The sequence below is a fragment of the Bradyrhizobium sp. Ash2021 genome, from assembly GCF_031202265.1.
GTDB lineage: Bacteria > Pseudomonadota > Alphaproteobacteria > Rhizobiales > Xanthobacteraceae > Bradyrhizobium.
Genome location: NZ_CP100604.1, coordinates 3,616,749 through 3,638,797 on the forward strand (window position 1 = coordinate 3,616,749; position 22,049 = coordinate 3,638,797).

The 22,049-nt window shown below is 61.2% G+C and carries 14 protein-coding genes; 4 read left to right on the top strand and 10 right to left on the bottom strand.

Going from position 1 to position 22,049, the window contains the following annotated elements; genetic code table 11:
* Positions 1-135: 135 nt before the first annotated feature.
* The 5 genes from NL528_RS17115 to NL528_RS17135 are packed head-to-tail and all read right to left on the bottom strand — an operon-like array spanning position 136 to position 6,088.
* Positions 136-348: a formate dehydrogenase subunit delta gene (locus NL528_RS17115; RefSeq protein WP_309183856.1), complete on the bottom strand. Its 213-nt coding sequence runs from the start codon at positions 346-348 to the stop codon at positions 136-138.
* Positions 338-1,168, bottom strand: a complete 831-nt coding sequence (gene fdhD / locus NL528_RS17120) for a formate dehydrogenase accessory sulfurtransferase FdhD (protein ID WP_309184935.1) — start codon at positions 1,166-1,168, stop codon at positions 338-340. The genes NL528_RS17115 and fdhD overlap by 11 nt, the downstream gene beginning before the upstream one ends.
* A 2-nt stretch (positions 1,169-1,170) precedes the next feature.
* On the bottom strand, positions 1,171-4,047 hold the full coding sequence (fdhF, locus tag NL528_RS17125; RefSeq protein ID WP_309183857.1) for a formate dehydrogenase subunit alpha: 2,877 nt from the start codon (positions 4,045-4,047) through the stop codon (positions 1,171-1,173).
* An 11-nt stretch (positions 4,048-4,058) separates the two neighbouring features.
* Positions 4,059-5,615 (bottom strand): NADH-quinone oxidoreductase subunit NuoF, encoded by a 1,557-nt coding sequence (locus NL528_RS17130; RefSeq protein ID WP_309183858.1) that lies wholly within the window; start codon positions 5,613-5,615, stop codon positions 4,059-4,061.
* Positions 5,612-6,088 (bottom strand): formate dehydrogenase subunit gamma, encoded by a 477-nt coding sequence (locus NL528_RS17135; protein ID WP_309183859.1) that lies wholly within the window; start codon positions 6,086-6,088, stop codon positions 5,612-5,614. The genes NL528_RS17130 and NL528_RS17135 overlap by 4 nt, the downstream gene beginning before the upstream one ends.
* 238 nt (positions 6,089-6,326) lie before the next feature.
* Here NL528_RS17135 and NL528_RS17140 point away from each other — a divergent pair, with 238 nt between their 5' ends.
* Positions 6,327-7,217: a LysR family transcriptional regulator gene (locus NL528_RS17140; RefSeq protein ID WP_309183860.1), complete on the top strand. Its 891-nt coding sequence runs from the start codon at positions 6,327-6,329 to the stop codon at positions 7,215-7,217.
* Between the two features lie 176 nt (positions 7,218-7,393).
* Here NL528_RS17140 and NL528_RS17145 read toward each other — a convergent pair whose 3' ends face one another.
* The gene (locus NL528_RS17145; RefSeq protein ID WP_309183862.1) at positions 7,394-8,227 is read right to left on the bottom strand and encodes an SDR family NAD(P)-dependent oxidoreductase; all 834 of its coding nucleotides are present in this window, start codon (positions 8,225-8,227) and stop codon (positions 7,394-7,396) included.
* A 621-nt stretch (positions 8,228-8,848) separates the two neighbouring features.
* Here NL528_RS17145 and NL528_RS17150 point away from each other — a divergent pair.
* The 3 genes from NL528_RS17150 to NL528_RS17160 all read left to right on the top strand — a co-directional run bounded on the left by NL528_RS17150 (position 8,849) and on the right by NL528_RS17160 (position 11,211).
* Positions 8,849-9,598, top strand: coding sequence for an SDR family oxidoreductase (locus NL528_RS17150; protein ID WP_309183863.1), 750 nt, complete (start codon positions 8,849-8,851; stop codon positions 9,596-9,598).
* Between the two features lie 102 nt (positions 9,599-9,700).
* A complete protein-coding gene (locus NL528_RS17155) occupies positions 9,701-10,450 on the top strand; it encodes a glucose 1-dehydrogenase (RefSeq protein ID WP_309183864.1) in 750 nt (249 codons plus the stop codon).
* A gap of 122 nt (positions 10,451-10,572) precedes the next feature.
* Positions 10,573-11,211 (top strand): class I SAM-dependent methyltransferase, encoded by a 639-nt coding sequence (locus NL528_RS17160; protein WP_309183865.1) that lies wholly within the window; start codon positions 10,573-10,575, stop codon positions 11,209-11,211.
* Between the two features lie 154 nt (positions 11,212-11,365).
* On the opposite strand, the gene NL528_RS17165 is transcribed toward NL528_RS17160, so the two are convergent.
* From NL528_RS17165 to NL528_RS17180, 4 genes are all read right to left on the bottom strand, one after another.
* On the bottom strand, positions 11,366-13,951 hold the full coding sequence (locus NL528_RS17165; protein WP_309183866.1) for an MASE1 domain-containing protein: 2,586 nt from the start codon (positions 13,949-13,951) through the stop codon (positions 11,366-11,368).
* A 430-nt stretch (positions 13,952-14,381) separates the two neighbouring features.
* Entirely contained in the window at positions 14,382-16,682 is a 2,301-nt protein-coding gene (locus NL528_RS17170; protein ID WP_309183867.1) for an ATP-binding protein, read from the bottom strand.
* A gap of 191 nt (positions 16,683-16,873) precedes the next feature.
* Positions 16,874-18,253 carry a cation-efflux pump gene (locus NL528_RS17175; RefSeq protein ID WP_309183868.1) on the bottom strand — a complete coding sequence of 460 codons (1,380 nt, stop codon included), beginning with the start codon at positions 18,251-18,253 and terminating at the stop codon, positions 16,874-16,876.
* Between the two features lie 1,182 nt (positions 18,254-19,435).
* Positions 19,436-21,937 (bottom strand): VPA1262 family N-terminal domain-containing protein, encoded by a 2,502-nt coding sequence (locus tag NL528_RS17180; RefSeq protein ID WP_309183870.1) that lies wholly within the window; start codon positions 21,935-21,937, stop codon positions 19,436-19,438.
* Positions 21,938-22,049: the final 112 nt, after the last annotated feature.

The window sequence follows — 22,049 nt, forward strand, 5'->3', positions numbered from 1 at the left end:
TCCGGTGTGCGCGGCCATCCTTCGAGACGCGGCGAAGACGCCGCTCCTCAGGATGAGGTCCGAAATAGCTTCACAGCCTCTCAGGCTAACGGAGCAGGCGCGTTCGATCTAAAGCAATCACAACCGCTTGATGCGCTACGCCTGCTTCAGCGATTGGATCGCGTCGCGGACATTGGGATCGAGGCCGGCGCCACCGGTGTCGACATGGGCGAAGATCGCCTTGCGCATCCGCGGATCCCAGAATTTTTTGATGTGATCGGCAATGCCGGGTACGGCCTTGTCGCGGCCTTGGCTCTGAAAGAATTTGCCGATCTGGTTGGCCATGTAGATCAGTCGATCAGGCGACATCAGCGGCCTCCTTGGCCATGACTTCTGCCGCAATCCGCTCCGGATGCGTGAACACTTCAAAACCATCGGATCGCGCGATCGCGGCCAGCGTGATGCCGGCCGCCTCCGCCATCCGCACCGCGAGCGCCGTCGGCGCCGAAACCGCAACCATCAGCGGCGCGCCGAGTGCGGCGGTCTTCTGCACCATCTCGACCGAGACCCGGCTGGTCAGCAGCACCATGCCTTCGCCGGCGGCGACCTTGGCCTGCGCCAGCGCACCCACGAGCTTGTCCAGCGCATTGTGGCGGCCGACATCCTCGCGCAGGCACATGATGCCGCGCGCCGGCGTCCAGAACGCCGCGGCGTGGACGGCGCGGGTCTCGATGTTGATTTGCTGCAGCGGCGCGATCGCAGCCATCGCCGCCATGATCTCATGGGGCGCGAAGCCGCGGCCCTCCGGCACTATGGCTGCGGGGCGAACGGCCTCGGCAATCGAGTCGATGCCGCAGATGCCGCAGCCGGTGGGGCCGGCGATATGCCGCCGCCGCTCGTTGATGAGTGCGGCCTTCGAAGGCTTCAGCCACATTCGCAGTTCAATGCCGTCGTCGAGTTCGACGATGTCGAGGGTCTCGATCTCGTCAGGCGATTGCACGATGCCTTCGCTGAGGCTGAAGCCGACGGCGAAATCTCTTAAGTTCTGCGGCGTGCCCATCATCACGGCGTAGGTGCCGCCGTTGTAGGTCAGCGCCAGCGCGGTTTCTTCCGGGATCAGGCGCGGGCCTTCACTCCGGCAGCCGTCGCGCCAGACCTGGCGGCGGGCCTTGCGGACGGGATCGTGCATCGTCATTCCGCGGCTTCCACGACCGGCGCGATCCGGCGCGAGTGACGGGCCTGCTCGTCATAGGCCTTCTGCCAGTCGGACGGGCCGTTCGACGGCGAAATCTGCACCGCCGTGACCTTGTATTCCGGGCAGTTGGTCGCCCAGTCGGAATACTCGGTCGTGATCACGTTGGCCTGCGTGTCCGGATGGTGGAAGGTGGTGTAGACCACGCCGGGCGCGACGCGATCGGTGATCTCTGCACGCAAGGTGGTTTCGCCGGCCCGGCTGGCGAGCCTTACCCAGTCGCCGTCGCGCACGCCGCGCTGCTCGGCATCGTGCGGATGAATTTCGAGCCGGTCTTCCTCGTGCCAGATGATATTATCGGTGCGCCGCGTCTGGGCGCCGACATTATACTGGCTGAGGATGCGGCCGGTGGTCAGCAGCAACGGATAACGCGGGCCGGTGCGCTCGTCGGTCGGGATATATTCAGTGATCACGAACTTGCCCTTGCCGCGGACGAAGCCGCCGATATGCATCACCGGCGTGCCCTGCGGTGCCTTCTCATTGCAGGGCCATTGCACCGAACCGAGTTCGTCGAGTTTTGTATACGAGACGCCGGCAAAGGTCGGCGTCAGCGCCGCGATCTCGTCCATGATTTGAGACGGATGGTCGTAGCGCATCTCGAAGCCCATCGCCTTGGCGAGGCCGATGGTGACTTCCCAGTCGGAGAGCCCGTTGCGCGGGGTCATCACCTTGCGGACGCGCTGGATGCGCCGCTCGGCGTTGGTAAAAGTGCCGTCCTTTTCCAGGAAGGTCGAGCCGGGCAGGAAGACGTGGGCGTAGTTCGCGGTCTCGTTGAGGAAGAGATCGTGGACGATGACGCATTCCATCGAAGACAGCGCCGCCACCACATGCTTGGTATTGGGATCGGACTGCAGGATGTCCTCGCCCTGCACGTAGAGCCCCATGAAGGTGCCCTCGATCGCGGCGTCGAACATGTTGGGAATGCGCAGGCCCGGTTCCCGATTGAGCTTGACGTTCCACATCGCCTCGAACTGGTCGCGCACGGCGTCGCCCGAGATATGGCGGTAGCCGGGCAGTTCGTGCGGGAACGAGCCCATGTCGCAGGAGCCCTGAACGTTATTCTGGCCGCGCAGCGGGTTCACGCCGACGCCGGGCCGGCCGATATTGCCGGTTGCCATCGCGAGGTTGGCGATCGCGATCACGGTGGTCGAGCCCTGGCTGTGCTCGGTGACGCCGAGCCCGTAATAGATCGCGCCGTTGCCGCCCGTGGCGAACAGCCGGGCTGCTTCGCGCAACTCCTTCGGATCGACGCCGGTCATGATCGCGGTGGCCTCGGGGCTGTTGTTCGGCAAGGCTGCGAAGGCGGCCCATTCCTCGAATTCGCTCCAGTCGCAGCGCTCGCGCACGAAGGCTTCATCGACAAGGCCTTCGGTAACGATGACATGCGCCAGCGCCGTGAGCACGGCGACATTGGTGCCGGGCATCAGTGGCAGGTGCAGCGCCGTCAGATGCGGGGCCTCGACCATCTCGGTGCGCCTGGGATCGATCACAATCAGCTTTGCACCTTGCCGCAACCGCTTCTTGAGACGCGATGCAAAGACCGGATGAGCGGCGGCCGGATTGGCGCCGATGATCAGCACCACGTCGGTGTGTTCGACCGAGTCGAAATCCTGGGTGCCGGCCGAGGTGCCGAACGTGGTCGACAGGCCGTAGCCGGTCGGCGAATGGCAGACGCGGGCGCAGGTATCGACGTTGTTGTTGCCGAACCCGCCGCGGATCAGCTTTTGCACCAGATAGGTTTCTTCATTGGTGCAGCGCGACGAAGTGATGCCGCCGACGGCGTCGCGGCCGTACTTTTCCTGGATGCCCTTGAATTTGGCGGCAGCGAAATTGAACGCTTCTTCCCACGACACTTCGCGCCAGGGATCGGCGATTTTCTCGCGGATCATCGGTTTAAGGATACGCTCCTTGTGGGTGGTATAGCCCCAGGCAAAGCGGCCCTTGACGCAGGAATGGCCGCGGTTGGCCTTGCCGTCCTTGTAGGGCACCATGCGCACGACTTCCTCGCCGCGCATCTCGGCCTTGAAGGTGCATCCGACGCCACAGTAAGCGCAAGTCGTCACAACAGAATGTTCGGGCTGGCCGATCTCGATCACCGATTTTTCCGTCAGCGTCGCGGTCGGGCAGGCCTGCACGCAGGCGCCGCAGGAGACGCATTCCGATCCCAGAAAGCTCTCGCTCATGCCGGGCGACACCCGGCTGTCGAAGCCGCGGCCCGAGATCGTCAGCGCAAACGTGCCTTGCACTTCCTCGCAGGCGCGGACGCAGCGCGAGCAGACGATGCATTTGGAGGGATCATAGGTGAAATAGGGGTTGGACTCGTCCTTCGGCATCCACGCCGCATTGGCTTCGCCGTGAGACTTGGCGAACACGTGGTTGTCGCCCTCATAGCCGTAGCGCACGTCGCGTAAGCCGACCGCGCCGGCCATGTCCTGCAATTCGCAATCGCCGTTGGCGGCACAGGTCAGGCAATCCAACGGGTGGTCGGAGATGTACAACTCCATCACGCCCTTGCGCAGCTTCTTCAGCCGCTCGGTCTGAGTGTGAACCACGAGGCCGGGCAGAACGGGCGTGGTGCAGGACGCCGGCGTGCCGGCGCGGCCCTCGATCTCGATCAGGCACAGCCGGCAGGAGCCGAACGCATCGACCATGTCGGTGGCGCACAGCTTTGGGATCTGCGTGCCGGCTTCCATCGCCGCGCGCATGATCGAGGTGCCCTCGGGCACCGTGACGCTGTTGCCGTCGATGGTGAGCGTCACCATCGTCTCGGATTTCGAGCGGGGCGTTCCGAAGTCGGTTTCCTGGATCAGCGACATGGCGATTTCCTTTACTCCGCGGCCTGCAGACGGGCCGGTGCCGGGCCAAAATCTTCCCGAAAATGTTTCAGTGCACTCATGACGGGATAGGGCGTGAAGCCGCCGAGCGCGCAGAGCGAGCCGAATTTCATGGTGTTGCAGAGGTCTTCGACCACCGCGAGATTTTCAGCCACGCGCTCGCCGGCGCGGATCTTGTCGATGGTCTCGACGCCGCGAGTGGAGCCGATCCGGCACGGCGTGCACTTGCCGCAGGATTCCACCGCACAGAATTCCATCGCAAAGCGCGCCTGCTTCGCCATATCGACGCTGTCGTCGAACACCACGATGCCGCCATGGCCGATCAGGCCGTCGCGCGCCGCAAACGCTTCGTAATCGAACGGCGTATCGAACAGCGCGCGGGGAAAGTACGCGCCCAGGGGGCCGCCGACCTGCACCGCGCGGACCGGACGGCCCGTCAAGGTGCCGCCGCCGATATCGTCGATCAGTTCGCCGAGGGTAACGCCAAAGGCGGTCTCGAACAGGCCGCCATATCGGATGTTTCCGGCCAACTGGATCGGCATGGTGCCGCGCGAACGGCCCATCCCGGAATCCGCATAGGCTGTTGCACCGCCGGCCAGGATGAAGGGGATCGCCGCGAACGACAGCACGTTGTTGATCACGGTGGGTTTGCCGAACAGGCCCTTATGCGCCGGCAGCGGCGGCTTGGCGCGCACGATGCCGCGGCGGCCTTCCAGGCTTTCCAGGAGCGAGGTCTCTTCGCCGCAGACATAGGCGCCGGCGCCGACGCGGACTTCGAGGTCGAAATCGTGCGCGGAGCCGTTGATGCGGGCGCCGAGATAGCCGGCGCGTTTCGCGGCCGATATCGCCGCCTTCATTGCCGCCACGGCGTGCGGATATTCCGAGCGGATGTAGATGTAACCCTTGCTGGCGCCGACCGCGATGCCCGCAATCGTCATGCCCTCAATCACCACGAAGGGATCGCCCTCCATGATCATGCGATCGGCAAACGTGCCGCTGTCGCCTTCGTCGGCGTTACAGACGATGTATTTCCGCTCGGCGCTGGCCTGCGCCACAGTCTTCCATTTGATCCCGGTCGGAAAGCCGGCGCCGCCACGGCCGCGCAGCCCTGAGGCGGTGACATCGGCGAGGATTTCGTCCGGGGTCAGCCGCAGCGCCCGTTCCAGGCCCTTGAAGCCCTCATGGGCGCGATAATCCTCGACCACGCGCGGATCGATCACGCCGCAACGCGCGAAGGTCAGCCGCGTCTGCCGCTTCAGCCAGGGGATTTCGTCGGCGACACCAAGCCGCAGCGGATGCGGGCCGCTGGCTGCCATCGCATCCAGCACCGACCGCGCGTCGGTCGTGGTCACCGGGCCGAACGCGACTCGGCCTTGCGATGTTGCGACCTCGATCATGGGCTCGAGCCAATAGAGCCCGCGCGATCCGGTCCTGACGATCTCGACGGCGAGGCCACGCTTTGCGGCGGCCTGCTCTAGCGCGACGGCGACGTCATCGGCGCCGACGGCGACCGCACCGGCATCGCGGGAAATGAAAATGCGCATCGTCATCGCTGCACCTCCGCCACCAGCGCATCGATCCCTGCGTCATCCAGCCGGCCGACGAGACGGCCATTGAGCATCGCCGACGGCGCGGTGGCGCAGAGCCCGAGGCAATAGATCGGCTCCAGCGTCACCCGCGCATCGGCGGTGGTGTTGCCAAGGGAAATGCCGAGTTTTGCTTCCGCGCGCGCGGCCAGCACATCGCCGCCCGCGGCCTGGCAGGCCTCGGCGCGGCACAGTTTCAGCACATGGCGGCCGGCGGGTTGGTGCCGGAAATCGTGGTAGAAGGTAAACACGCCGTGGACCTCGGCGCGCGACAGATGGAGTGCTGCGGCGATCATCGGAATCGCCGGCTCCGGCACGTAACCGAAGGCTTCCTGCAGCGCATGCAGGATCACCAGCGTGGCGCCTTCGAGCGTGTCGTGCTCGGCGATGATTTCGGCGCCGCGCGCCTCATCCCAGGGTTCATAGACCGGTGTCATCCGCGCTCTCAAATCAGGGGTTGCTGGCACCCGCTGATGAGAGTTGGAATTGCTCCAAAGATCAATAAAGCTGTCTCATGCTGCGATATCAAAACGCGATCAATGTTCCCGGGAAATCGGGCGATTTGGAAATGCAATGTGAAAATCGCGCGCCCAAGGCGCGGCTTTTGGCGTATGGGTCCGGCAGCGGCCGTGATATTCATGACGGCTATTCTACCTATCCTGTGAGGCTCCCTTCTTGATCGACAAGCTTGAACTTCTGCTCGCGCTGGCCAAGGAACGTCATTTCGGACGGGCCGCCGAGGCCTGCGGCGTCACCCAGCCGACGATGTCGACCAGCCTCAAGCAGCTCGAGGAAATCCTCGGCGTTATGCTGGTGCAGCGCGGCTCCCGCTTCCAGGGCTTTACGCCGGAGGGCGAGCGCACGCTCGACTGGGCGCGGCGCATCGTCGGCGACGCCCGCGCGATGAAGCAGGAGATCAACGGATTAAAGGACAAGCTGTCGGGCGAGATCCGGATCGCGGCGATCCCGACCGTGCTCGGCATGGTGGCATCGCTGACCACGCCGTTCCGCGCGCGCCATCCGGACGTGCGCTTCCGGATTCAGTCCTGCACCTCCGCAGACGTGCTGGGTCTTTTGGAAAATCTCGAGGTCGATGCCGGCCTGACCTATATCGAGAACGAGCCGATCGGCCGGGTTCGCACCATTCCGCTCTATAACGAGAGCTATCGCCTGCTGACGTCGCCCGACGGCATGTTCGGCGACCGCAAGCAGGTCACCTGGAAGGAAGTGGGGCAGGTGCCGCTGTGCCTGCTGACCCCGGACATGCAGAACCGGCGCATCATCGATCGCGCGCTGCTTTCGGTCGGCGCCGAGGCGACGCCGACGCTGACCTCCAATTCGCTGCTGGTGCTCTATACCCACGTCAAGACCGGCCGCTGGGCCAGCGTGATGCCCGCCAAACTCGCGGAGACGCTGGGCCTTGCTGATACCGTCCGCAGCATTCCGATCGTCGATCCCGCGGTCAATTACAGCATTGGCCTCGTGATCCCGCAGCGCGATCCGATGACGCCGTTGATCGCTGCGCTGGTGCAGGTCGCCCGCGAAGTCGCGCCGACGCTGGAGTGAAAGCTGGCGTACCTATGAATTGAGCTTGGTCGCTGCTGCTTGATTGAAGTCCGCTGTGCGCCGATAGAGACCAAATCCGGCGGCGCAGCGAAATGTCGCGATGTGCCAAGATGCGACATTGGCGCAAACGATGCCACAACGACGCGCCGATGAACAATTGCGGAAAATCGGCGACGTCAGCGCTGCGATGTATTGGTCGGCTGCCGATCCAACAGAATATCGTTCATCCTGATTTCCACCGCGATTTTCACGTTCGGGTGCGGCAGAATATAGAAGCGCCCGTCCTTCACCGCGTCGATCGTGATCCTTGCGATATCGGCGGCGGAAAGCTTTCCTGATTTGATCGCCTGTCTGATGCGATCCGAGTACTGCTCCGCTTCCGGATTGGAGTCCGCGAGTTGCGCGGGCCGGTTGCGTTCGGAGTTCGATATCCCGGTATCAACAAATGCGGGGCATAGCACGGAAACGCCGATCGGCGCATTCTGGCCGCGCAGCTCGTGATGAAGGCATTCCGTGATCGCGACGACGGCGTGTTTGCTCGCGGCATAGACGCCGGAGCCCGGGGGCGCAAGCAGACCCGCTGCGGAGGCCGTGTTGACTATGTAAGACTCTTCCTTTTGCGCCAGCATGCGCGGCACGAAGCTGCGCAACCCGTGTACCACACCCATCACGTTGATACCCAACGTCCACTTCCAGTCGTCGAGCGTGGCCGTCCAGATCGGCCCCGCCGTTCCCACGCCCGCGTTGTTGAAGAGCAGGTGGCATGCGCCAAAGCGGTCGTATGTCGACCTTGCCAGATGCTCAATGCTGTCGGCACTTGAGACGTCGCTGCCAATCACGAGGGACTCGGTGCCAGGCTTGAGCAGCGCGACGGTGGTACCTAAGCCACCTGTATCGATATCTGTGAGAATAACCTTCATTCCTTCGTCGGCGCAACGGATCGCAAATTCACGACCAAATCCACTGGCCGCACCTGTAATCACCGCAACTTTTCCGTGAAGCTCTTTCATGGCGAGTCCTAGTGAGAAACACGTCGGGAAATACGGGTGCGTTTGTTTCTTGTAATGAAGGCGCCCCTATCACCGGGATTACGATATCAATAGAGCCGGCCTGTCATGAAGCTGGTCGTCACACGATCAACGCCAGCGCGGCTTCTAGAGCCGCTTCATCCAATCGTGCTTCAACCCGCCATACTCATTTGATTTGCCTTGGGCCGGTCGCACGGTCCGCGTTATCCAGTTGTCCACCCCGATGCTCGATGCGTCAGCCTACCACCATTTTCCAAGCACACGCTTGAAAATATCATTCGCGACCGAAGGGAGCCGGCCACACGTCCGGCCAAGTCCGCTTTGCTGCTGAAAGCGAAAGTGTAGTCAGAGCATTAGCGGCTCCGCGACTGGGCATTGCGGGTTGATGGGGCCGCCGCAGACGTGATTCAAGCTCCGAAACTGGAGGCTCGGGAAACCGGACGGACGGCTGTAGCTGACGCCGCCGGGCGATAATTCCATCCTGGAATGACTGCTATTCCGCCGCGGCTGCTGACACGACGGTGGCGGCAGGGCGCCGCTAGGCTGCGGTCTTCAAGGGAACGGCTCGCGCCGCGCCCGACTCCAGCGATTGAGGAAGCAACGATGTCGAGACTACAGAACAAGGTCGCCGTGATTACCGGCGGCACCAGCGGGATTGGACTGGCAGCGGCACAGCGGTTCGTCGCCGAAGGGGCGTTCGTCTACATCTTCGCCCGCCGTCAGGACGAATTGGACAAGACGGTCACCTCGATCGGCCGGAACATCGCCGGCGTCCAGGGCGACGTCCGCAAGCTCGAGGATCTCGACCGCCTCTACGCCAGGGTCGCTTCCGATGGCCGCAAGCTCGACGTGGTGGTCGCCAATATCGGCGCCGTCGACAGCGTGAAACTTACCGATGTCACCATCGAGAGCTTCAACCACAATTTCGACGTCAACGCCCGCGGCGTGCTGTTCACGGTGCAGAAGTCGCTGCCGCTCCTGAACAATGGCGCATCCGTCATCCTGACCAGCACGATCGCCGCCCTGCGCGGCTTCCCCGGTCGGAGCGCCTACGCCGCCTCCAAGACAGCACTGCGCTCCTATGCCCGGACCTGGACGATGGAGCTCAAGGACCGGGGCGTCCGGGTCAATACGATCACGCCGGGTCCTTGCGACACGCCGCTGATCGATGCCCAGGTCAGTTCGCCCGATGAGGCGGCCGCGGTCCGCGCCAAGCATGCCGCGAGCATCCCGCTCGGCCGCATGGCGCGGCCGGAAGAGATCGCGGCCGCGATGCTGTTCCTGGCCTCTGAGGACAGCAGCTTCGTCGCCGGCAGCGAACTGCTGGTCGATGGCGGCATGTGCTCCGTCTGAGCCAGCCCCAGGCGATCGTTTCCCGAGCGCTCCAACCGTCCGGCGCGCCGTTTTCCCGACCGGCCCAAGCGCGGCCGTTCCCATCTTGTAAAGAGGATTTCAATGCCAAAGCTCCAAGGAAAAGTTGCCCTCGTCACTGGCGGCAGCAGCGGAATAGGTCTCGCCACCGCCAAGCGCTTCGTTGAAGAAGGCGCCTTCGTCTACATCACCGGGCGCCGCCAGACCGAACTGGACAAGGCGGTATCGCTGATCGGCCGCAGCGTCGCCGCAGTGCGGGGTGACGTGTCCAACCTCGCCGATCTCGACCGACTCTACGTCAGGATTGCCAGCGAGAAGGGGAAGATCGATATCCTCTTTGCCGGGGCGGGTATCGTCGATCCTCAGCCGCTCGCCGAGATGACGGAAGAAAGCTTCGACAAGCTCTTTGCGATTAACACGCGGGCTTTGGCCTTCACGGTGAAGAAGGCCCTGCCGCTTTTGAATGACGGCGGGGCGATCATTGTGATCACCTCGATCGCCGAGAACAAGGGCATCCCCGGCTTCACCGCCTACAGCGCCACCAAGGCTGCAGTCCGCTCCTTCGTCCGCACCTGGACGGCTGAGTTGAAGGATCGTCGCATCCGGGTCAATGCGATCAGCCCGGGACCGATCGACACGCCGATCTTCGAGCAGCAGGCGCCGACCAAGGAGGGGGCCGACCAAGCCCGCGCCCAGTTCGCCGCGGCCGTCCCGTTCGGGCGGCTCGGCCGCCCGGAGGAGATCGCGTCGACCGCCTTGTTCCTCGCTTCTGACGAAGCAAGCTTCATCGCAGGCGTGGACCTCCCAGTCGATGGCGGCTTGACCGCGATCTGAATCTGTCGGCGTAAGACGGCACCACCATACAAACACCGAGGGGGAGGTGGTATGCTTGTCGCTGAGTATCGGAGGCGTGGCCATTCCAGCATTCCCCGTGATCGCGGGCCGGAGAGACGCTTATGAACGATGCGAGCCGAAAGGCCCATTGGGAGAATGTCTACCGCACGAAGGCGGAGAACGAGGTCAGTTGGTTTCAGGAGAGCCCCGCACCCTCGCTCGAATTGATCGACCTTGCCAGGCCTGCGCCTGCCGCCGCCGTCGTGGACGTCGGCGGGGGAGCGTCACATCTCGTTGATGCGCTGATCGACCGCGGCTTCATCAATGTGACCGTATTGGATCTGTCGGAAGCGGCGCTTGACGCTGCCAGGACCCGGCTCGGTGACAGAGCGACGAGGGCGCGGTGGATCGCGGCAGATGTCACAAAATGGCACCCGACACAGCTTTTCGATATCTGGCATGACCGCGCCGCCTTCCATTTCCTCACCACAGCGGCCGATCAGGCCGCTTATGTCGAGCGGCTTGAGAAAGCCGTCAAGCCGGGCGGCCATGTCATCATTGGCACGTTCGCGATGAATGGTCCCGAGCGTTGCAGCGGCTTGCCGATCGTCTGTCATGACGCCGCGAGCCTCGGCAGGGCGCTGGGAGGCGATTTCGAATTGCTTCACACCCGCCTCCACGATCATGCGACCCCATGGGCCGCCATTCAGCATTTTCAGTTTTCGGTATTCCGGAGGCTGATCGAGGGCGTGAACCCATAATTCGGAGTGGTCGGCGGACGTCCGCTATGGTGGGCACGCCGGACTCACGTCGGACATCGCGAGAGGTCCGAAAAGCGCCAAAACCGGACTCATGCACTGTAACAAAAGAAGCCTGTTCGATTACTGCGTCGGCACAGCCGCCGGCCACGGTCGATCAACTTCTGCGCAAAGCGCTAGCCGTGCTTGACGTCGGCGGCACGCCGGATGGTTTCAATAATCTCAGAGGCGTAATATCATGGATAAAATCTCTTAGCGCCTCGGTATCGAACGGCTTACGCAGTACCCTTACATTTGGGGGAGCTGCGTTTGCCGCATCGCTGTAACCGGTCGTAAGGACCACCGGCAAATTGGGATACCGCGAACGGATTTCTCTCGTAAGTCCGACACCGTCGATGGTCCCTGGCATGACGATATCGCTGAAGACGAGATCGATCTTCGTCCCGGCTTCCAGCAGTTTTAATGCCGCTTCGGCCGAATCTCGATAGATGGTCTCATAGCCCAAATGCTCGAACATCGAGGATGTTACTTCCGCCACATCAGCGCTGTCGTCGACAACGAGGACCGTCTGCCGTTGCGAATGCTGTGTTCTTGTTTTAGCAGCGGAGGCCTCTTTGCTGGTGATTTGCTCGTCCGCACAAGACGGTAAATAGACCGTAATCGTTGTTCCTTTTCCGACCTCGCTGTTTGCCGTCACCGTTCCACCGGCCTGGTGCGCAAAACCATATACCTGCGACAAACCGAGCCCGGTTCCTTTGCCGACCTCTTTGGTTGTGAAAAAAGGATCGAACATCTTGGACAGAAGATTTGGCGGAATACCAGTGCCCGTATCGCTAAACGTTATCGCAAGGAAGGCGCCGATCTCCTGATTCGCCGTCACCTCGTTGACGGATAGCGTGAATGTGCCGCCGTTTGGCATTGCGTCGCGGGCATTGACGGCGATATTGACAATCGCAAGTTCCAGTTCGGCGAGGTCCACTTTAACCGGCCAAACCCCGTCACCAATATTTTCGTTATACACAATGTTCCCGCGCAGCGAGCTTTCAATCATGGTCCGCATGTTCTTTATGGAAGCATTCAAATCGACGACCGTCGGGCTAAGATGCTGATGACGAGAGAATGTCAATAATTGGCGTGTGAGACTTTCTCCGCGCTTGGCCGCGGTCTGTATGGCTTCGATTGCTTTTGGCAGTTTCGGATCAAGTAGGCGTGCAAAGATCTGGGCGCTACCTCCAATGATCATCAATAGATTGTTGAAGTCGTGCGCAATCCCGCCAGTTAATTTGCCGATTGCCTCCATTTTCTGCGACATCGCAAGCTGTTCGCGTGCCTGGACCAGTTTCTCTTCCGCGTCGCGTCGCTCGGTTGCATCCCGGAGGATATTGATAAAGCCGGCCAGATTTCCAGCGTCATCACGGTTCGACGAGACCGAGCCGGTGATGAAAAACGGCGTGCCATTTTTTCTGATGCGCCAACCTTCAACTTCGTGCTTGCCTCTTTGGATTGCCAATTCCAGTGCGTGGTTTGGTGCGCCCGCGCGGCGCTCGTCCGGTCGATAAAATATTCCAAAATGCTTGCCGATAATTTCGTCCGCGGTGTAGCCCATGATTTTTTGTGCGGCGCTATTCCAGCTTGCAACGTGCCCTTCTTTGTCGAGCGCAAAAATTGCATAGTCGACAACGCCTTCGATTAAAGTTTGGAAGTGGCGTTTGACGCTGTTGAGCACCAAAGTTTTCCGTTCAATCTGACGGTTCAATTGGTTCTGCACAGAAAGCAAATGGGCTTCGGTGTTTTGGCGTGTCGAAATTGCTGCAGCCAACGCGAGAGGCGGCGCTGTTATGCTGATCGAAAGCACGAGCATCGATAGCAGGGCTCCATTCAGATCCGTTTTTGGAAATGGATCGCTACCCACCGAGAAACCCCACACGGCGATTCCGAAGAAAATGAGCGCGGCTGAGGCGACGTTGCGTTGATTACCGCGCAAACCAGCCCACATCAACGGTAGTAAAACCAGAAAGCCAAGAAGACTCCGATACGGCAGCCTCACGTTGAGGTCATCGCTGATGAGGTTACTGCCGATGAGCGGGCTGTAAGCAACGATCCCGATGACGCTCACGAGAACACAGACTACGACGGATTCCAGCAGCTTCCATTCGGAAAAACCGCGCAAAGGCATCGTCGCCCAGAGCACGACGACCGGAGCAATAACCAAGGTCCCGGCCGCGTCTGCAAGCCACCAGGTTAACCAGGTGAAGACAGAATCGTAAAGACCGGGTGTGTTGGCGAGAACGAATCCTGCCAGGGCGACGGTTGAACTAATTATCGTGGTCGGCACAAAGGAAATAATTGCAAACTTTGCGACATCAGGGGGGGTATCAAACGTCTGGTGACCGTTCGACCAGCGACCAATCAGCCATGCCCCGGCAAACGCGGCGAGGAGAGTACCGATCCCGACTGAGCCCAACTCCAGGAGCGATCGGCCGGCCATGAGGTAAGGCGAGAGAGACCCCGCTAAAATCGCGGGCCAAATCCGATAGCCGCGCAGCAGGACCAGCGCGAGCGCGAACCCGGTTGGTGGCCACAACGGCGTCGCGGCCGGATTAATCGCGGGTAGCAACAGCGCGGACCCGGCAAGGCCACTGTAACTCGCGGCGAGTATCAAAAGTTCGACCAGGTAGGTCGCAGTACTCCGGGCGCTGCCAAACGCGGAAATCCTGACTTTACCGAACCTTGCCCTTTCCATCACAAATCCTTTGCGGTGGGGGACCTCGCTCCAAGGTGACAGTCTACAGGTTCAATGGCGTGTCTTGAAAGGGGACAAACCCGGCAGCAAGCTGTTCACCGGTCTTGCTCCGAGCGCAGTAATTCTACGATGGAGCCACGAAATATTCACTATTAAGCCAATTTTCCGGAACCAAGTTCCGTCGTCCTGTTGGATACCCATAGGGGCACAACATGAACTTTTTTAGTGCTCGCAAGCTGATCGGCGAAGAGACTAAGGAAGAGCTCAGGTGCATTCGCTGCGGTGATCGGCCCACCATCGTTCAGGTAATGCTTGACCCGCGCACGGGCAAAACCCTTCGCATGTACGAATGCCGGTGCGGTGAGCGCATCTGGGACGATTAAGGCCGCCGCCTGCGACCCGGTCGATCGAGGCTCTCTGACGCGCCACATCAAGCGGCGACCTGAACCTTTTCCTTTGCCTTTCGCCCATCGCGCGGCAGCGTGATGCGAACCACGGTGCCGGTGCCGAGTTTCGAGCGCAGCCGCATCGTGCCGCCGTGCAGATTGGTCAGCGACCGCGCAATCGCCAGCCCCAGTCCCGAGCCCTGATAGGTTTTTGTCAGTTGGCTCTCGACCTGCTCGAACGGCTTGCCCAGCCGCCGCAGCGAATCCGGGGCGATCCCGATGCCGGTGTCGGCGATCACCAGCACGATTGAATCGCTCAACACCTGGCTGCGGACGATGACCTTGCCGTCATCGGGGGTGAACTTCACGGCATTGGACAACAAATTGACGATGATCTGCTTGACGGCGCGGCGATCGGCCACCACGGAAATCGCGCTTTCGAAATCCGCGTCCAGCGTCAGATGTTTGTCCTCGGCGCGTCCGGACACCACGCGCAGCGATTCCGCCAGTATCTTCGGCAGATCGAGCGGCTCCATGTCGAGCTTCATGCGGCCGGCTTCGATCTTCGACATGTCGAGGATGTCGTTGATGACTTCGAGCAGATATTTGCCGCTGGTGAGGATGTCGTGGCAGTATTCCTGATACTTGTCGGAGCCGAGCGTTCCGAACATGCCGCTTCCCATGATCTCGGAGAATCCGATGATGGCGTTGAGTGGCGTGCGCAATTCGTGGCTCATATTGGCCAGGAATTTCGATTTGGAATGGTTGGCTTCCTCGGCGCGGTTCTTCTCCTGCGAGTATTTTTCGGCCAAATCGGCAAGCTCGGCCTGCGAACGCTTCAGGTCGAGCACGTTGGCGCGCAGGCGCAAATCGTTGTCGACGAGCTTCTGCTCGTGCTCCTTGATGCGGGTGATGTCGGTGCCGACCGAAACATAGCCGCCATCCTTGGTGCGGCGCTCGCTGATATGGAGCCAGCTGCCGTCGTCGAGCTGCGCCTCGAAGGTGCGCGCGCCCGGCGCCTGCGCGCCGGTCTCCTGCAGCCGGGTGCGGACCTCCGGCATGCTGCCGACCTCGATCACGGTCTCATAGGAGGTGCCCGGCGTGACCGCCGAGTCCGGAAGCTTGTGCAGGCGCTGGAAGTGCGAGTTGCAGAGCACGAGGCGGTCTTCGGCGTCCCACAGCACGAAGGCTTCCGGAATGGTCTCGATCGCGTCGCGCAGCCGCAGATCGGCCTCCACCGTCTTCTCCGCGAGGCTCTTCTGCTCGGTGATGTCGACGGCGATGCCGATCAAATGCAGGCCGTTATCGGCGGCGGCCTGGCTGAGCTCGCAGCGGACGCGCAGCCAGATCCAGTGGCCGCCGGTGTGCTGCATGCGAAAGGTCTGGTCGATGTGGTGGATCTGGCCGGAGATCAGCTGGTCGGCGATCTCGAACAGGTCGATGTCGTCGGATTTCACCAGTGCGTTGACCTCGCCAAAGGTGAGCAGGTCGTTGCGGGAGTCCAGCCCCAGCATGGTGAACATCGACGCCGACCAGAATATCCGGCCGCGCGACAGATCCCAGTCCCACAAGCCGCAGCGTCCGCGGTTGAGCGCGGTATCGATCCGGCCGCGCACCGCGTCATTGATGAGATCGCCCTCGCGGGCGCGGGTCGACTGCCAGTGGAAGGCAAAGCCGAGGATCAGCACGACGAAGCCGGTGGTTGCGGACAGCGTGACCGACAGCGCGGCATCGGAGCCCCACAGCGGTTCGTTTTTTTCCTGGATGACGGTGACCTGGCCGGGCAGCGATTTGACCAGCCGCGAAATGGCCATCGCGCCGTTGCCGTTGGGCAGGATCATGTCGCTGACGGTGCCCTGCTGGCCCGGCGCGGCGAGCAGCTGCGCGGTGCTGATGACGTCGAGGATGCCGTCGCTGTCGCCGAGGCTCTCGACGGGGACGCGGGCCAGCACGCGATGGTCCGCGCCGGTGACGATGACATGACGCCCGGGGGCGAAGCCCCACGACGGAATGAGATCGGGCAGCAACGCCTGCAGGCGCTCGATGCTCGTCACGCGATCCTGCCGGACCGAGGAGACGCGGTCGAGGCGCTCGGCCAGCATGTCGGAGAGCGCCGAGAGGTCGAGCTTCATCGCGGCGCGTTTTTGCCGGCTCTGGTCGATCACCTGCACGAAGGCGCCGAGACAGATGGTGATCAGGAAGGCGATGATGAGGGTAGGTACCGCCCGGCGGAGCGCTGGCTCCGCGGTCAGCAGCCTGTGATAGGCAGGTTTCGCGATCGATTGCGCCAATCCCTTGATCGAATCGGATTGGACGCACGCGTTCGCCGCATGCGCGCGCGCCATGCCTAAACCCCCAAAATATTCTTTTTGCACAATGTCCGGAAGGAGCCCCACGCCGCTTCCGAATCACAGCGATTTGAATCCAGTTTTCCGGGGCTGTCGAGAGTCAACGATTCGTTAATGCGAAATAAATCTTGTCCAACGGGGAATCGGGACTGCATGCGTGAGTCCGAAACGGGAACGGGTCCGTAATATTACGCGTGCGGCGGTTCGGCGTGACTGATCACGCGCTTGATGGAAGGAAATGCGCGGCGCAACGCGCGCTCGATCTCGTCGACCTTCTCATGGACCTTGATGACGCTCATCGAGGGCGCGGCGCGGCAATGGAAGTTGACGATTTCGCCGGCGTCGGTGTTGCGCACCCGCACATTATGGATGTCGTGGATGGCCCCATTGGCGGCAAAGCGCGACAGCGCGGCCTTGACGGCCTCGACGCGCTCGGGCGCGGCGTCGGTGCCGTGCGGCAATTCCGGCTCCAGCGGCTCGATGTGGGTATCGACCTCGACGTCCTCGCCAAAATCCTCGCGGATGCTCCGCTCCAGCGCGTGCGCGATGGCGTGGGCGGCCGTCAGCGCCATCTCGCCGTCGACTTCGAGGTCGATGCCGACAATGAGCTTGTCGCCGAGATTGTGCACGGTGACGTGGTGAATCGCGAGACCGGAATTGCGGGCGATCACCATGATGCGCTCGCGCACGCTCTCATTGTCGCGCGCGACCGGCACCGCGGTGAAGGTGAGGTCGGCGTCGCCGAGCGCCTTGGCCACCGCAGCCTGCGCCGTCCGCTTGATCTGCTCGACGCGGTCGATCGGGTAGGTCCGCGGCACTTTTGCGATGGCGTCGATGAAATGCGTCGGCCCGACCATGCGCACGCGCAGCCGCTCGACACCGACCACGCCGGGTACCGACCGGATCGCCGCGGTGGCTTTCTCGGCGGCGCCTTCCGGCGCGCGATCGAGCAGGGTTTCCACGGTGGAGCGCGCCAGCCGCAAGCCCAGCAGCGCGATCATCACCGCAACCGCGATCGCAGCCGCCGCGTCACCCCAGACGTAACCCAGCCCCGAAAGCGCGAGACCGATGATGACGGCGATCGAACCCAGCACGTCGGAGGCAAAATGCAGCGCGTCGGCGGCCAGCGCCTGGCTTTTGGTGTCGCGCGCGGCGCGATGCAGCGCCCGCGCCCGCCAGAAATTGACGGCGATGTCGATCAGCAGCACCACGAACGGGATCGCCGACAGCGTCGGCGGCGGCGCGCCTTCGGTCAGGCGGCTCCAGGACTCGACCAGGATGCCGCCGGCCAGCACGTAGAGCATCGCAATGACGCCGAGCGCGGACAGGCTCTCGATCTTGCCGTGGCCGTAATGATGTTCGTCGTCGGCGGGGCGGTCGGACACCCGCACCACCAGCCAGGTGATGACGGTCGCGACCACGTCGACCGACGAGTGCAGCGCCTCCGAGATCAGCGCCAGGCTGCCGATGGCAATGCCGACCACGAATTTCGCCGCGGCCATGCCGGCGCTGGCGAAGATCGAAATCGCGGCGACGTTCGATTTGGTGCTGTGGTCATTGGCGTTCATGGGCGGCGGTTTAGCAGCCCATCCGCTAACATCAAGCGGCGATCCACAACCCTAGTCGCTACTCGCTTGCAGAAGCATATTTGTTGCGAATTGTTCTCAGTTAATGAGCCGTCATTGCGAGCCACCGGGTCGGCGCAAAGCGCCGCCCGATGACAGGCTCCGCGAAGCAATCCATCTTTCCGCATGCGAGGTGACAATGGATTGCTCTCGCGGAGCCTGTCATCGGGCGCGCATTCGCGCGACCCGTTGGCTCGCAATGACGTGGCTTCCACAGAATACGACTCCGCACTCTCGCGGCGCGATGCGCCCGAGCTGTTAATGACTGGTTCGCCCAAAGAAATAGAGGGCGCAGGGAATGCCGGGTGCTTGCTGCACCCGCGGTCTCGTGTGCAAAAGTGTGCAAAAAACGCACACGAGCATACAGGTACAGTCGGAGCATTCCGGCATTCCCTGCGCAATGGTTTTACGGCTTATACCGCGCTCTCCCCGGCGACGAATTCGTCTTGTCACCGTCGCTGACGGATTGAAGGATTGCCAAAACCCGGTTGGGTCGACTTATCCTCCGCCAGCTTGACACCAGCAACGGGTGCCAGGACCACACGGTTTTGCCGTACGCAGCCGCTCGACTTTGCCAACCGCCTTCGTCCGAAACCGGACTTCGGCGGGTCAAGCCGGGCATTGGCGCCGGTCGTCTGCGCGCTGTGTTCGCTCACGGACCGAAGCCCGCCCTGCGAACACCACCACGCGCCCGACGCTGCCGCGTCCACCGCATCCCGCCCCACGTTCGTGACGATGGCCAACGCCCCTCTACCGGGACGGGATGGCGGGAGTTATGCCGCTGATTTGGGGGGAGATGGGAAGAGGAATATTTTTGTTGGAGGGTCTGGACAGGGCAAATCACGTTGAAACCGTTACAGAAAATCAATTTTCCGCGCACGTCGATAATTTGCCCGACGGGCAGAGGTAAGGGGGCCGCACAGCTGGTTGCTGCACTAACTAGCTCGACGACAGCCGACGGGTCGCGCGAATGCGAGCGTGATGACAGAGGACAGTAAAATGCACTTTAACTGTAATTCGAAGCTGCAAGCAGACCGTTATGAGTGACCCTGCCTGCTCGAATATCTTGGAGAACATTGACGTTTTTCGTGACGTCGTCTGACGTTCTTTCGCGGTATAAGGTGGTCAAGCGGTGGTAGGGCCGTCCCGGAGCATGTCCTTGAAGGCTGGCAAGACCATGCTGTCTTCGAGCACGCGGTTGATCGAATCTTCCACCTTTGATCCCAAGGCGTCGCGCGCGCTTGAGATTTGACGGACGCAGAAGGTGACGTCATCGCTCCAGAATTCGTCAAACGCGTTTGCGTGTTCAAACCTGGTATGTGCGGGCTCCGCGCGCATCAGCCGTCCGGCCAAATGGATAAAGTCTACAGCCATTCCTTCTCGGAATTCTTGGGGCGCGCCGGACGTCCCGGCTACTTGGAGTCCGAGGCTGATAAGGCAGGTTGCAATCTGCAGCGTCAAGTATGTTGTCCCCGTGTCAATTCTCTGGAATTCCATTGCCTGTATGAGTTCTTCAATGACCGGGTTCAGATGGTCCCTAACAAAGTTGGTCGGAGCCGTTTTCCGGGCGATTGCCTGCCCGAGATGTCTAATTAATTCGTCCCGCTTGCGAATGTGAATCCACGAGGATTGCGTGTTCTCTGAAGCGCGGGGTAGACCATCAAGAAACCTTTTCAGCAGCAATTCATCGACCTTACTGGCTACATCACGCTGTTCATCGGTTCCTGCCGCAAGGCGAGAGGATATTCGCGCGACATTTTGTTCGCGATAGCCGACCACCTGCATGAGTTTTTCGGCGAGGGCCTTTAGGTCCATGCCTGCGGGCCAAACAGCAAGAAACTCATCGACCGTTTCGTCGATCTCGTGCCCATCCGTTGAATTCCGGGTTGCGACGAAGAGAAGTTTATTGAGAAAGGCTTCCGCTACCTCCATCCAAGCCGGACGATCGCTTACGGCCGCCGGTTGGGTCACGCTCTCGACGGGCTGCGATTGCTCGCTGCTCCAAATTATGATCGGCTTAACCGCTCGTTCTCCGTCAATCCCCTGCAGCAGATCTTCGATGTAGGCCTTCACGCGATGCGAGGTAACTTGATCGAGCTCGCAAATTGCAAAAGGCCAATCGCCCGCCGCTTTGCTCATGCTATTGGAAAGGAGGAAGGCCGTTGGTACGTCATTGTGGTCAATAACAACCAAATACCGGTCGTGGAATGCCTGGCGCTGCCTATCTCCCCGCTGCACATCAACGATCGAGATTTTACCACGTAAACGGTCAGACCACTCGTTCGCCGTATCCACCAATTTTTTTGAGTGGCTTTCTACCGCCTTTGTATCCGGACTTTCCGCGTCCGGATCGACATCGCCCGGAGAGATCAAAATCGTAAGAGTGATATTCTCGTGTCCTTGCCGTGCGATGACCCTTTGCAACGCCTCGCTGCCGAGAAAGGGATCAACCAGGTAGGCGCTCGCGGTTTTCGGTTCTTCAAGCTTGACCTTGATCCAGCGAATAACCGCAATCTGACCGTCGACGCCCCTTTCGAACCAAAGGCTTGTCGGCGACCAGCTCTCTTTTCCGACAAGGGCCGCAACGCTCCGCCGATTGCGCCTGATCGTGTCAAAACCGCCTGAACGATCGCCGATAGAGGGTCCGCTGAAAGCAACGGTACTGACTCTCGGCCGATCTTGAAGGTCGGCGCTTTCCGGAGCCCCCCGAAAAACCTTCGGCAAAAGATCTGCCCGTCCAAGCGCCGCAATTCCGAACTCGAAGCCTTGTATGAACGTTCCTTCTAATCGTTGGGCAAGCTTGCCGTCCGGATTGAAGGCTTCCAGAACGACATCAGTGATGTGTGACGCAGCTTCGATTATCACCTCCGGGACGCCCGCTGGCATTTCAACAATATAGTCCGTCAGCAGCTCGTCATGATTGGCGAGGGACACGTGTAGAGTAAAAGGCCGATCCTGCGCGGCAGAGTGACGCTGAACACTGCAGCAGAGCATCGGAGCCTTACTACGAAAGTCAGGTTTTTCAGGAACGACCGTCAGAAGTGGTCCATTAAGGGAGACGTCGTTTTCTTCGCGATAAAGTCGATCGACCAAGCCAATTCGCCGTCCGCTCTTGAACGTTTCTCCGAGGCCGGATTGCTCGGCGATGAGCTCGATGAGTTTGAAAAGCGCGGCGGGGGCTCTTCCGATACCCTGCGATTTAGCTAAGCATTCACTGATGCGATCGATCCCACCGGAGATCGCCAGACTTCGACACCAGAGAATTGCCGTTCCGCTGGATCGAACCCAGGTTTTGCCTTCGCGGACAATGCTGGGTTCACCTAAATCCCCAGTAAATTCTGTGCTGGACTCAATAGGGCACTGTTTGGGAACTGAAAACCGGCCAAGTGCGATGTTTTCTTGAGCAGCAGTTGCTTCGTCGTCATTCAGTATTTTATCCCAACAAACCAATTCAAGCCCTTCAAATGCCCCGAGGGGAAGACGTGTTGTCCCATTGGGTACTTTGTTTCTTGGCAGATTGGGTTTCGGATACGCGCCTGTGCCGCGAACGTCGCGCAAGAAAGCGTAGCAGAAGACCGGACTCTCGGCTTGCGCGGCGATGCCAAATACTGTCAGCACGAGCGACATGGCGAACTCCCGGCGCGCGTCCGGTCATCATGGACTTTGATCATCTTCAGTCTCGCCTCTTTGTCGCGTTCAGAAGTGACAGCGCATTTAACTTATCCAGCGATTTTGTGCA

What these genes read in the sequence shown, in the direction of transcription:
- NL528_RS17115 (WP_309183856.1), bottom strand. Translation starts at nt 348, where the DNA reads ATGTCGCCTGATCGACTGATCTACATGGCCAACCAGATCGGCAAATTC.
- fdhD (WP_309184935.1), bottom strand. Translation starts at nt 1,168, where the DNA reads ATGCACGATCCCGTCCGCAAGGCCCGCCGCCAGGTCTGGCGCGACGGC.
- fdhF (WP_309183857.1), bottom strand. Translation starts at nt 4,047, where the DNA reads ATGTCGCTGATCCAGGAAACCGACTTCGGAACGCCCCGCTCGAAATCC.
- NL528_RS17130 (WP_309183858.1), bottom strand. Translation starts at nt 5,615, where the DNA reads ATGACGATGCGCATTTTCATTTCCCGCGATGCCGGTGCGGTCGCCGTC.
- NL528_RS17135 (WP_309183859.1), bottom strand. Translation starts at nt 6,088, where the DNA reads ATGACACCGGTCTATGAACCCTGGGATGAGGCGCGCGGCGCCGAAATC.
- NL528_RS17145 (WP_309183862.1), bottom strand. Translation starts at nt 8,227, where the DNA reads ATGAAAGAGCTTCACGGAAAAGTTGCGGTGATTACAGGTGCGGCCAGT.
- NL528_RS17150 (WP_309183863.1), top strand. Translation starts at nt 8,849, where the DNA reads ATGTCGAGACTACAGAACAAGGTCGCCGTGATTACCGGCGGCACCAGC.
- NL528_RS17155 (WP_309183864.1), top strand. Translation starts at nt 9,701, where the DNA reads ATGCCAAAGCTCCAAGGAAAAGTTGCCCTCGTCACTGGCGGCAGCAGC.
- NL528_RS17160 (WP_309183865.1), top strand. Translation starts at nt 10,573, where the DNA reads ATGAACGATGCGAGCCGAAAGGCCCATTGGGAGAATGTCTACCGCACG.
- NL528_RS17165 (WP_309183866.1), bottom strand. Translation starts at nt 13,951, where the DNA reads ATGGAAAGGGCAAGGTTCGGTAAAGTCAGGATTTCCGCGTTTGGCAGC.
- NL528_RS17170 (WP_309183867.1), bottom strand. Translation starts at nt 16,682, where the DNA reads ATGGCGCGCGCGCATGCGGCGAACGCGTGCGTCCAATCCGATTCGATC.
- NL528_RS17175 (WP_309183868.1), bottom strand. Translation starts at nt 18,253, where the DNA reads ATGAACGCCAATGACCACAGCACCAAATCGAACGTCGCCGCGATTTCG.
- NL528_RS17180 (WP_309183870.1), bottom strand. Translation starts at nt 21,937, where the DNA reads ATGTCGCTCGTGCTGACAGTATTTGGCATCGCCGCGCAAGCCGAGAGT.